Annotated in this window: 9 protein-coding genes; 1 reads left to right on the top strand and 8 read right to left on the bottom strand. The window is 68.6% G+C overall.

Annotation, left to right across the window (positions count from 1 at the left end):
* Positions 1–116: 116 nt before the first annotated feature.
* Entirely contained in the window at positions 117–1,067 is a 951-nt protein-coding gene (locus tag FRZ32_RS00225) for an isopenicillin N synthase family dioxygenase (RefSeq protein WP_147041598.1), read from the top strand.
* Between the two features lie 136 nt (positions 1,068–1,203).
* On the opposite strand, the gene FRZ32_RS00220 is transcribed toward FRZ32_RS00225, so the two are convergent.
* The 8 genes from FRZ32_RS00220 to FRZ32_RS15695 all read right to left on the bottom strand — a co-directional run bounded on the left by FRZ32_RS00220 (position 1,204) and on the right by FRZ32_RS15695 (position 11,874).
* Positions 1,204–1,653, bottom strand: a complete 450-nt coding sequence (locus FRZ32_RS00220) for a cytidine deaminase (protein WP_147041597.1) — start codon at positions 1,651–1,653, stop codon at positions 1,204–1,206.
* Between the two features lie 86 nt (positions 1,654–1,739).
* Positions 1,740–4,331 carry a TonB-dependent receptor gene (locus tag FRZ32_RS00215; protein WP_147041596.1) on the bottom strand — a complete coding sequence of 864 codons (2,592 nt, stop codon included), beginning with the start codon at positions 4,329–4,331 and terminating at the stop codon, positions 1,740–1,742.
* A gap of 204 nt (positions 4,332–4,535) precedes the next feature.
* Positions 4,536–6,005, bottom strand: a complete 1,470-nt coding sequence (locus tag FRZ32_RS00210; RefSeq protein WP_147041595.1) for an AMP nucleosidase — start codon at positions 6,003–6,005, stop codon at positions 4,536–4,538.
* A 93-nt stretch (positions 6,006–6,098) separates the two neighbouring features.
* Positions 6,099–6,638, bottom strand: a complete 540-nt coding sequence (locus FRZ32_RS00205) for a prephenate dehydratase domain-containing protein (protein ID WP_158635771.1) — start codon at positions 6,636–6,638, stop codon at positions 6,099–6,101.
* Positions 6,635–7,927, bottom strand: coding sequence for a 3-deoxy-7-phosphoheptulonate synthase (locus FRZ32_RS00200; RefSeq protein WP_147041593.1), 1,293 nt, complete (start codon positions 7,925–7,927; stop codon positions 6,635–6,637). The genes FRZ32_RS00205 and FRZ32_RS00200 overlap by 4 nt, the downstream gene beginning before the upstream one ends.
* Positions 7,924–8,643 (bottom strand): chorismate mutase, encoded by a 720-nt coding sequence (locus tag FRZ32_RS00195; RefSeq protein WP_147041592.1) that lies wholly within the window; start codon positions 8,641–8,643, stop codon positions 7,924–7,926. Before FRZ32_RS00195 ends, FRZ32_RS00200 begins: the two co-directional genes overlap by 4 nt.
* Positions 8,644–9,079: 436 nt before the next feature.
* Complete coding sequence (locus FRZ32_RS00190; RefSeq protein WP_147041591.1) at positions 9,080–9,688, bottom strand: hypothetical protein; 609 nt, start codon at positions 9,686–9,688, stop codon at positions 9,080–9,082.
* A 71-nt stretch (positions 9,689–9,759) separates the two neighbouring features.
* The gene (locus FRZ32_RS15695) at positions 9,760–11,874 is read right to left on the bottom strand and encodes a GDSL-type esterase/lipase family protein (protein WP_147041590.1); all 2,115 of its coding nucleotides are present in this window, start codon (positions 11,872–11,874) and stop codon (positions 9,760–9,762) included.
* Positions 11,875–11,922 lie beyond the last annotated feature (48 nt).

Here is an 11,922-nt window from a genome sequence, read left to right as displayed (position 1 = left end):
GGGGAGGAGGGGCGGCGCCGAAAGCCCCTCCACCGCCCTTCGAGCGGTCACCCTCCCCATGAGCTTCGCTCACAGGGAGGATTGGCTTGGGCCCGGCGCAGGACTAGATTGCCGCGATGGATACAATCGCAACGCACAAGCATGTCGCGTCGGTCTCGCTGGCCGATTCCCTTCGCGATCCGGAGGGCTTCGCCGCCGAGCTCGGCAAGTCATTCGAGACCTACGGCTTCGCCATCATCGCCGATCACGGCATCCCGGCCGATCTCATCGCGCGCGCCGAGGACAAGGCGAAGGCCTTCTTCGCGCTGCCGGAAGCGGTGAAGCGCGGCTATCACATCGCCGGCGGCGGCGGGGCGCGCGGCTACACGCCGTTCGGGATCGAGACCGCCAAGGGCGCGAGCGCCTATGATCTCAAGGAATTCTGGCATGTCGGCCGCGAGCTGCCCGATGGCCATCGCTTCAACGAGGTGATGGCGGCCAATGTCTGGCCGAGGGAGATCGAGGGGTTCAAGCAGACCTTCCTCGAACTGTTCGACGCCTTCGACACCGCGGGCCTTCGCATCCTGGAGGCGATCGCGCGCTATCTCGGCCTCGCCCCGGATTATTTCGAGGATACGGTGAGCGACGGCAATTCCGTGCTGCGCCTGCTCCATTATCCGCCGATCCCGGGCGACGGCCCGAACGTGCGCGCCGGCGCGCATGAGGACATCAACACGATCACCCTGCTGCTCGGCGCCGAGGAAGCGGGGCTGCAATTGCTCGACCGGGACGGGGACTGGGTGCCGGTGACGCCGCCGCCGGGCGCGCTCGCCGTCAATATCGGCGACATGCTGCAGCGGCTGACCAACAATGTGATGCGATCGACCACGCACCGCGTCGTCAACCCGCCGCCCGAGCGGCGCGGCGTCTCGCGCTACTCGATGCCCTTCTTCCTGCACTTCCGGCCCGATTTCCTGATCGAGACGCTGCCCGATTGCGTGAGCGCGGAGCGGCCGAACCTCTATCCCGAGCCGATCACCGCGCACGATTACCTGCTGGAGCGGCTGCGCGAGATCAAGCTGGCCTGAATCCTCCCCGTCGCCGCAGGCGATGGGGAGGGGGGCGCTCGAAGAGCGGTGGAGGGGCTTCGGGTGCCCTGGGCCCCTCCACCATGCTTCGCATGGTCCCCCTCCCCATCCCGGCTTTCGCCGGGCGAGGGAGAATTTATGCGCCCGCGTCCTTCAGGTTGTCGGGGCCGAAGCCCCAGGGGATCAGCTCGGAAATCGGATGGGCGGCGGTTTCGGTGCCGTCGCCGTTGGACGAGATCACCTCGATGTCGCGGCCGGCGACCTGGGCGGCTTCGAGGATCGACTGGCGGCAGCCGCCGCATGACGTGACGAGCGCGTCGCCGGCGAGCGCGCCGTCCGGCCCGACATGGCCGCCGGCGACGGCGATCCGGGCGATCTTCCCGAGCCCGAACGCCTGCTGCGCCGCGGTCAGGGCGGCGACCTCGGCGCAGACGCCGAGCCGGTAGCAGGCATTTTCCATGTTCGCGCCGACGGCCACCTCGCCATCGACCGATTGGATCGCGCAGCCGACGCTGAAACGCGAATAGGGGGCATAGGCGCCGCGCGCGGCGGCGCGGGCCTGCTCGACAAGTGGATCATGGCTCATCGCGCCAACATAGACGGGCGCCGGCCAAAAAGAAGGGCCGCCGCGATCGCTCGCGACGGCCCTTCGATGTTCGGCTGTCCGCCGGCTTAGAAGCCGACCACCAGCGTCCCGATGAACGCCCGCGGCGCGCCGATCTGCACGAACGGAACGCTCGTGTTCAGCGAGTTGCCGCCGAAGCCGCCGACATAGAGCTTGTCGAACAGATTCGAGACGTTGAACTGGAAGTAGGTCTGGTCATTGAGGCCGAGGAAGTTCAGCGGAACGCGCACGTCGACGTCGACGAGCGTGTAGGCCGGGGCCTTGGCGCCGTAGATGACCTGGTTCACCGCACCGGCGGTGTTGACGGGGCAGTAGCTCGCCACCGCGAAACCGCTGTTGCAGGTGACGATCGGCTGATTCACGTCGTTGACGTAACGCGGGCCAGTCCGCTTTGCCTGGATGCCGAGCTCGATCGGGCCGATCTGGCCCTGGGCGCGTCCGCCGAACGTATAGACGGGAGCGCCGGATTCGCGGCGTCCGGCCGTCGGCAGGTAGAACGGATTGCCGCCCACCGTGGCGATCTGCACGTCGTCGCGGATATGCGACCAGAGGTAGGAACCGAAGACCGACAGCTGAAGCTGCGGAATGGCCTGCCACGAAAGGTAGCCGTCGATGCCGTACTTATCGACGGTGCCCAGGTTCCGGTAGACCGTGCGGTCAAGCTCCGGATCGTAGGACGACGCGAGACGGTTCTGGAAGATCGTGTACCAGCCGGACAGCTGGGCCACGAGATCGCGCGAACGATAGCGCACGCCAAGATCGAAATTGTCCGTCGTCTCCGGGCTCGGGCGCGCTTCGGGCGTGTCCGGGGCGAAGAAGAAGGAGTTGTACAGGTTGTCCGTGCCCGGGACCTGGAGACCGCGCGAATAATTGAAGAACAAGGAGGCGCGGTTGGTCAGGTCATAGGTCAGACCCGCGGTCGGCAGCACTGCGTTGTAATGGAAGACGCGGCGCTGCGGCCCCTGGATCGTCGGATTGAACTGAGCATAGGCGTCCGCCCCGGCGGTGTTCGTGCTGTAGCACTCGACGAAGCCGGTGGCGCTCGACGTGGCGCAGAAGTTGTTCAGCTTGCGCGTGAAGAACGGCGCGCGAATGCCGAGGTTCACGACCAGGCGGCTGTCCAGGAACTCACCGCGATACTCGCCCGAAAACTGGTTGAGGATCGCATAGGACAGACGGTCGCGCTTCTCGAGAACATTGCCGCCGGCGTCGGTCAGCGGATCGTTGATCGGGAAGACATCGAACGGCTCGCCGTTGATCTCCAGCAGCCCCGTCTCGCCGGTCTGGCGGTGACGACCATGATCGTAGCTGTAGGCGAAGCGGATCGTGTTGTTGCTGTTGATGTCGTAGCGAAGGCCGGCGATCACGCCGATCCGGTGCGTGCCGGTCTGGCTCGGCGCGAGGACGCGGACGGTGTCGAGAAGATCGCCGTCACCGTTGAGGTCGCGGCCGTAATAGGGCGTGCCGCCCTGATAGCCGGTCTGGCAGCTCGTGTTGGCGTCGTTGAGCACGCCCTGGCAGTTGCTGAAGCCGCCGGCCGGGTTGAGATCGCGATAGCCTTCGCGGCCGACCGCGGTGCCGCCGCCATTGGCCTTCACCCACTGGTAGCTGGGATCGACCGTCAGGACGAGACCGTCGGCGAGGGTGAAGCGCGAGTTGATGCGGATGTTGCCGGTGTTGGACGGATTGTAGCGCTCGTCGAAGGTCGAGCCGCAGCCATTTGCCGTGTCGGCCACGCCCGGCGTCGCAGTCGTGTTGATGGTGCAGCGCGCAACCGTGTAGAAACGCTCGTCGCGGGTCAGCGGGAACCGGCTCGGCGTCGTGCCGGGCGTGCCGATGCTGCCGTCCGTGCGCAGCGGCACCGAACCGAAGAAGTTGTTCCGGTTCTGGTTGTAGTGGCCGGCGACCGAGATGAAGTCGCCGTTGCTGCCCAGCGGCTGATAGATCCGCGCATTATACTGCTGCTTGTAGATCTGGCCGCGGTGATTGAAGACGTTGTCGTTCTGCGCCATGCTGGCGGCGACGAACGCGCGCGTGCCCCACGGCGTGAACTCGCCGGTGTCGATGACGCCGAAGACACGCATGAAATCATAGGAGCCGACCGAGCCCTGCAGGCGGACATGGAAGTCGCGGGTGGGCAGGCGGGTGCGGTAGTTCACCGTGCTGCCCGAAGCGGCGGCGGTGGGGCTGTCGACGTCGGTCGAGCCGAGGTTGACGTTGACCTGCTCGATCAGCTCCGGATCGAGCTGCTGGTTCGAATAGAGGGCATAGTTGCCGGTGTCATTGAGCGGGATGCCGTCGAACGTCTGCGAGATGCGGGTGTTGTCGAAGCCGCGGATCGTCAGCGTGCCGCCGGCCGAGCCGAACGGGTCGTTGTTCTGGAAGCTGACGCCCGGGATCGAGTTGATGATGTCATCGACGCTCTGGCCCGGAGTCTGGTGCTGGATCAGCGTGGAGTTGAGCACCGCGCGGGCGCGGGACGTGTCGGGCGATTCGACGCCGCCGACGCCGACGTTGCGCGTGCCGGTGACGACAATCGCATTGTTATTCTCGAAATCGACCGTGCCGGACGATTGCGCCATCGCCGTCGCCGGAAAGGCCAGCGAGGTCGTCGCGAAAAGAATTGGAAGCGTCTTCATTGATAACCCCCGAAGGTGTGAGTCTTGAATTGGCAGCACGAATGGGTGGGCCCATGCCCCTGCATTGCGTAAGTGATGTGACAACCCCGAACGGACGGATCTGAACCGTTTGCGGTAGATTTCGGCTTTCCGAAAGCGCCCCACCAGACGCAATCTCTCCCCGGTGCCGAAATTCCGGAAAAATCCCCTAGCGGAAGCCGAGGGTTACCGGAAGGGGGGTTCGTCGAAGCTCCTGAGCTTGCGCGAATGGAGGCTCGCCCCTTCGGTGCGCAGAATCCGCAGCGTTTCTATGCCGATTCTAAGGTGTTGGCTGATCGCACGCTCGTAGAAGGCATTGGCCTGTCCCGGCAGCTTTATTTCGCCATGTAGTGGCTTATCGGACACACATAGGAGGGTCCCGTAGGGGACCCGGAAGCGATAGCCCTGCGCGGCCACCGTCGCCGATTCCATGTCGATGGCGACGGCGCGCGACTGGTTGAAGCGCAGCGCCGACAATGTGTAGCGCAGCTCCCAGTTGCGATCGTCGGTGGTGACGACCGTGCCGGTGCGAAGCCGCGCCTTCAGCGCCTGCTGCGATTCGCCGGTCACCGCGACGGCGGCGGCGACCAGCGCCTGCTGGATCTCCGCGATCGCGGGGATCGGGATCTCCACCGGGAGCATGTCGTCCATCACATGATCGTCGCGAAGATAGGCGTGGGCGAGGACATAGTCGCCGATCGTCTGGCTGGGACGAAGGCCGCCGCAATGGCCGATCATCAGCCATACTTCGGGCCGCATCACCGCGAGATGATCGCAGATCGTCTTCGCGTTCGATGGGCCGACCCCGATATTGACCAGGGTGATGCCCTCGCCATTGGGCGCGATCAGGTGATAGGCGGGCATCTGGTGGCGCCGCCAGCCGCCATTCTCGACCTTGTCGAGCGGGTTTTCGGTGTCGCGGGTCACATAGACGCCGCCGGCCGCGGACAGCGCCTCATAGGGGCTGTCCTCGCGCTTCAGCTCGTCGACCGCCCAGCGGACGAACTCGTCGACATAGCGGACATAGTTGGTGAACAGCACATAGCGCTGCGTGTGGTTGGCGGGCGTGCCGGTATAGTGCCGGAGGCGCGCCAGGCTGAAATCGACGCGCGGGCCGTCGAACAGCGAGAGCGGGCGTTCCGAACGGTGGCTGTGATCCCAAAGGCCGTCCGCGATCTCGTCGCCGATATGGACCAGCTCCGGCGTCGGAAAGGCGCGGGCGAGCTCGTTGGCGCGGCCTTCCTCGAGCTTGAGGTCGTCGGAGCCGTCGAGGACGTAGGGGTAGGGGATCTCGCGCGCCGAGCGGCCGACCGAGACTTTCACCGCATAATCGCGGATCAGGTAGCCGAGCTGCTCGGCGAGATATTTGCGGAACAGGCGGGGCTGGGCGATGCTGGTCGCGTAGCTGCCGAGATGGTTGAGCCGGCCGAAGGCGCGGGCCGGGAAGCTTGCGGGCGTTGTCTCGGCATAGTCGATCCGCAGCTCCGGATAGGCGAACAGGCCGTTCGCACGCGCCGCCGGATCGGGGATCGCGCGACTGGTGAGATAGCGGGCGAGCGCGCTGCGCAGGTTCGCGGTCGATTCGTCGTAGATCGCGGCAAGCTGCTCGATGATGGCGGGAATGTCTTCCACGCGGGTTCTGTTTTCGTTGGTCATGGCGTGCTTCCTTCGCGTGTCGGGCGCGCATGTCAAATCCCGGGGCGAGGGCAGGGGCGCGCGGGCGCGGGGTCCGGCGTCGGCGGGGTCGGATCAGGCGCGCTCGATTTCCCAGAAGGTGGTGAGGTTGTCGGCGCGGTCGTGGATGTCGCGCGCGACGATGGCGAGGCCATAGGCCTCCGCCGCATTTTCCGAAGCGGCGACGCCAAGCGCCGGATCGGGCGCGCCGGCCAGCGCCAGCGCGGCAAGTGCGGTGTTGGTCGCCGGCTCGGGCGCGAGGCCGCGCGCGCAAAGCCAGCCGGCGCATTGCGCGAGCGCGACCGGGTGGCTCGCGACCCGGCGGATCGTCGCGAGCGAGGCGCCGGCCGCGCCGAGCAGGTGGAGCTCGATCGGAAGATCGTGGCGCGCGCGGACCACGACCGGCCGCGCCGCGACCATGTCGGCGACCCCTGGCACGGCCCCGGCGATGCTGTTTTCGGCCGGCAGCATTCCGCGTTCGGCCGCGCCGTCGGCCACCGCCGCGACGACATCCTCGAAGCGGGCGAGGGCGAGCGGCGTCCAGCCAGGCAGGAAGCGAAGGCAGGCGGCGTGCCCGAATGCGCCCGGCGCGCCCTGATAGGCGACGACGCTCACGCCGCGCGGGGGGTCGCGACGTCCGCCATGACGAGCCGCGCCACCTCGGCGGCGACATCGAGCGCCTGCGCCGCATTCAGCCGCGGATCGCAATGGGTGAGGTAGCGGCGCGGCAGATCGGCCTCGGCCAGCGCCGCGCTTCCGCCCAGGCATTCGGTGACGTGATCGCCGGTGAGCTCGAGATGGAGGCCGCCCGGATGGACGCCTTCGGCCCGCGCGATCGCGAAGAAGGCGGCGGTTTCGGCCAGGATATCGTCCACGAAGCGGGTCTTGCGGGCGCCGACGGTGCGGGTGTTGCCGTGCATCGGATCGATCGCCCACAGCGCGTTGAGGCCGGCGGCCTGGGTGGTCGCCATCAGCGCCGGCAGCCGCCGCGCGATCTCCTCGGCGCCGAACCGCCCGATCAGGACGAGCCGGCCGGCGCGGTTTTCGGGATCGAGCGTCTCGGCGAGCCGGAGCAGCTCGTCGGGCGTGAGCGAGGGGCCGCATTTGACCCCGATCGTGTTGGCGATGCCGCTGGCATAAGCGACATGGGCGCCGTCGAGATGCCGGGTCCGCTCGCCGATCCAGACCATGTTGGCGGACAGCGACCACCAGGCCTCGCTCGCCTCGTCCCAGCGCGTCAGCGGCTCCTCATAATGGAGGAGCAGCGCCTCATGGCTGGTGAAGACCCGCGGCGCGCTGGCCGGATCGCGGGCGAGGGCGACCGGATCGGGACGAAGGCCCAATCGGCGCGCCGCCTCGCGCCGCCGCGGCGCCTCGTCCGCATAAGCCGCGGCGGCATAGGCGCGAAGCAGATCGACCGTGATTCCCGACTGTCGATGGACCTCCAGCATCCGCATCGGATCGGGGGTGCGCCCGGCGGGATCGAATGCCGCGGCGTTGACGATATCGCCGCGATAGGCGGGCAGGGTGACGCCGTCCACCGTCTCGCTGTCCGCGGAGCGCGGCTTGGCGAACTGCCCGGCGATCCGGGCGACGGTGACGACATCCTCCTGCCCGCCGGCGGCGATCAGCGCAGCCATGTCGAGCAGGAGATTGAAGGTGGTGCGGACCTTGTCGGCGCCGAATTCGGCGAAGGTCTCGGCGCAGTCGCCGCCCTGCAACAGGAAGGCGCGGCCCTCGGCCGCGGCGGCGACGCGGGCGCTGAGCGCGCGGTTTTCGGCGACGGTGGAGAGCGGCGCGGCGGCGGCGAGACAGGATTCCGCCATCGCGAGCGCCTCGGCATCGGGATAGGCGGGAAGCTGGCTCGCGGGATGGGCCCGCCAGCTCGTTGGGCTCCAGCTCATCGCGCGGCCTCCGCCTGCCGGGTGACGCACAGGCGCAGGTGACCGCTCATCGCGACCGCACGGATCGGTTCGCCGGCGGCCGAGCGCTGGCGCAGGCGGCCTTCGCCGAGAATCTCGTAACGCTCGCGCTCCGGCAGGCTCTCCGGCGCGATCCGGCCGACGCACAACGCGACGAGCGCGCCGGCGCTGTCGCGAAGTCCCTCGAAGATGACGAGGTCCGGCTCCTCGGCGAGCGCGACCCACCAGCCCGAAAGCGGGGAAAGCTCGATCACCGCGACCGCCTCCCGGCTGCGCGCGCGATCCAGCGCTTCGCCGGCGCAATCGGCGACGACCATCGGCGCGGCCCCGCCGAACCGCTCGCGCGCGGCGCCGGCGACAAGCGCCGCGCGGGCGCCGGCATGGAGCACCACCTCCATCCGGCGCTGCGCCTGGAGGTTGAGGCCGATCAGCTCGCGCCAGATCGCCCGGATGCTTTCCGGCGGCATTGCCTCGGCCTGGGCGGAGAGCCGGTCGAGCACCGCGGCCTCGCGGCCGGGATGGAGGTTCAGCCAGCGCGAGCGCATGTCGCGCTTCGCCGCAGCGACCGCATGGGCGGTGGCGATGCGGCGATCCATCAGCGCCAGGATGGCGTTGTCGATCCGGTCGATCTCCCAGCGCAGCTCGTCGAGATCCGCGGCGGGCGCGACGGGGCGCGCAATGATATTCGGGTGTTGCATCTTGTCCTCGCCGCCGCGGGCCGGACGTGGATTTCAGGCGCGGACCTGCGGCGTATCAGCTCGAATTTTTAAGGGAAGCGACGGAAACCCGGCACGCCTCAGCGGGCGTACCGGCCCGTAAACGAGCTGATAAAATAGAAGCCGGCAGCCATCGGCGCGGAGGGGATGATATTATCCAGTCCCTTGCACATGGTTCCAGCTCCCGTGCGCGGCGATGCTGCGGCGCAACCCACAAAGAGTGAAGGGGCGCGGCGCAGATGTCAAGCGCCGGAGGTGGAGCGCGATCGTGCCGCACCCCAGATTCACCCTTTCCCCTCCCTTCAAGAAGGGGCGGGAGCTGTCGGCGAGGCCAGGAAGAGTCCCTCAGGCGCGCAGACGCGCGCACCCACCCCCAACCCCTCCCTGCGCGCAGGGAGGGGGACCTCGATGCCGCCGCCTAGTTCGCGGGGGCGCTCTGGCCCATGTTGACGACGAAGACCGGGCCGATGTCCACCACCTGGCGGGCGGTGGCGAGGTGGATGGCGACGTTGATCGCGCCGGCATCGTAATCGCGATCGGCGCGGCCGCGTATCTCCTGGATCTGCCAGTTGTGGCTGATCGTCAGCGGGCCGTTGAAGATCGCGGTATAGGGCGCGGAGGCGAGCTGGACGGCATTGAACGGAAGCACCGTGGTCTCCGCGCCGTTCTCGCCCGTCTCCAGCCGCGCCCAGAAGGCGAGGATCAGGTTGTCGCCGGCATGGACCGCCCGGTTGATCGGCACCGAAACGCTGACCGACCAGGGCTGGTCGCTGCGCCCCGGCACCGGGATCCGCAGCGCATGGCCGCCCTGGACGCCGGCATCGTCGCGGATCTGGCCCTGCGCGCCGATCACCGCGAAGCCGCGCGGATTGGGCACGGAGATGATCCGCTGGGCGATATCCTCGGCGCTGCCCGGCTGCGGCGCGGCCTGCTGCGCCTGCGCCGGCTGCTGCTGAGCGAGGGCGGCGACCGCCGTCGCGGCCAGGCACAAAGCGACGAGCCGCGAAACGGCCCTTCTCATCGTCATATTCCCCTCCCGAACTCTTGTTCTGGTAGCGCTACCGGTAGCGGGTTCGGTGGCGGGAGGGAAGCGCCGGATCAGCTCGCCGGGCACATCGCCGCGAGCTCCGCCGCATAATCGTGGGCGGGCGGGGGGAGCGGACGGCCGGCGGCGGCGAGCCGGCCTTCAAGGCCGGGCGCCGGCGGCTGCGACGGATCGATGTCCGTCGCGTAGGCCGGGTCGCGCTCGGCCTCGGGCAGCGACACGAAGCGCACGCCGGCCTCGCGGTAGAGCGCGATGAGGCGCGGCAGCATATGGGCGTCGAACGCGCCGACATGCATCAGCAGCACATAGGGAATGTCGCGCCCGTAGAGCGCGCGCGACAAGGCGCGCGAGCGATCGAGGCTTTCGCGCGCCGCGGCCAGATAGCTCGCCTCCAACCGGGCGATCGCCGCGGTATCGCGGGCCGCGCTGCACCGCGCATAAGGCGGGTTCCACAGATAATCGGCGAAGCTCATCGTCACCTGGGCGATGCGGTAGCGATGCGCCGCGAGATAGCGGCGCACCGCCGCGCGTCGGGCCGGATCGTCGCCTTCGGCGAGATAGGGATAGCGATACCAGCGCCAGTCGCCATCGCCCATCAGCCGGGCCAGCACCGGCTCGCCGCGCGCGATTTCGGAGAGATAGGAATCGAGCGGCACGCCGTTGAGATTGGCGTGCGACCAGCCGTGATTGCCGAGCGGAAGGCCGGCGGCGCGCCAGGCCAGCAGCGACTGGTTGAGTCCCGGATCGGCGGCGACGCCGGCCGCGTTCACGAAGCCGTAGACGCCCTCGATCCCGGCCGCGTGCAGCGTTTGCGCGATCGAGGCGACGACCGAAGGCGCGGTCTCTCCGGGCGGCAGCGGCAGGTGCGCCGGAAGATCATCGAAGGTGAAGGCGATGGCCGGTCCGTCGCCGCTCTCGCCGCCCGGGCTGTCCTGGAACAGCGACAGCGGGATCGCATTGGCCATGATCGCATAGCCGGCCGGCCCCGGATGGAGTCCGTCGCCGAGATCGACGTCGCGCCGCATCCGGCTCGGTGCGGCCGGATCGCGGGTGATGGCGTCGAAATCGATGACCGCGTCGAAATGGCCCGGGGCGCGGATCCAGGCGTTGATCGCCGCGCGATCCGCCTCGTTGGCGGCGTCGGGATGATAATAGTCCGACGCGCCATAGGGCATGATCGTGGCGCCGATCATGCGGATGCCCCGCGCGCGGGCGCGATCGACCATCTGGGCATAAGCGGCGATGATGCCCTCGACGAGCCGGCGATGGGCCTCTGGCGTGGCCGGCGCCTCGCGGGTGAGCGCGCCGAGATCGTTGACGCCTTCGAGCAGGATCGCCCAGCGCACGCCCGGCTGGCCGAGCACGTCGCGCTCGAACCGCGCGAGGGCATTGGGGCCGAGCCCGTCGTCGAGGACACGATTGCCGCCGATCCCAAGGTTGAGGACGGCGATGTGGCGGGTCGCCGGATCGGCCTGGAGCCGCTCGGCCAGGGCATCGGTCCAGCGCCGATCGGTGCCGGTCTCGACGCCATGGCCGTCGGTGATCGAATCGCCGATCGCGACGATCGCCGCCGCATCGGCGGGCGCGGCGACGTCGATCCCGGCGAGCTGATACCAATGCTCGATCCGCCCGGCGCCGGGGAGATCGGCCGCCGCCGATCGGTCGCCGTGAACATAGTAAGTGACGGTGCGCGATCCCGGATGCCCGGTCTGCCGCGCCGGCGCCTCCGGCAGGTGGGCGCTGATCGCCAGGTGCGACAGCGGCGCGACGGCGAGATCGACCGGATCGGACACATAGTCCGCGCCGGGCGGGATCGTCACGAAGCGGCGGCCGGAAAAGGTGACCGCGCGGTCCGTGGCCGGATCGATCCGCGCCGTCCCCGGATCGGCGGGGCGGGCGACATGGACCGAATCGATGGTGAGCGGCCGCGTCCCGAACATGTTGGAGAGCCGGATCCGGATTCGCTCTCCGCCGATCGACACGCGCACGATCTGGCGCAACGTGGCGTCGCGCATGTCCGCCTCGGCCATCAGGTTGCGATCCTCGGGGATCTGCTGCGCGCTCGCCCAGGTGCCGACCCAATGGGGCCGTTGCTGCCCAGAGGCCGGCATCGCACCCGCCATCGCCGCCAGCGCCAGCCAGATCAGCGCCGCCAATCGTCCCGTCATGCGCTCTCTCCCTGTTGATGTGAGCGCTAACAGTTTCAGGGCCGGAAA

The sequence above is a fragment of the Sphingosinicella ginsenosidimutans genome (assembly GCF_007995055.1).
GTDB lineage: Bacteria > Pseudomonadota > Alphaproteobacteria > Sphingomonadales > Sphingomonadaceae > Allosphingosinicella > Allosphingosinicella ginsenosidimutans.
This window is presented reverse-complemented; position numbering and strand designations above follow the sequence as displayed.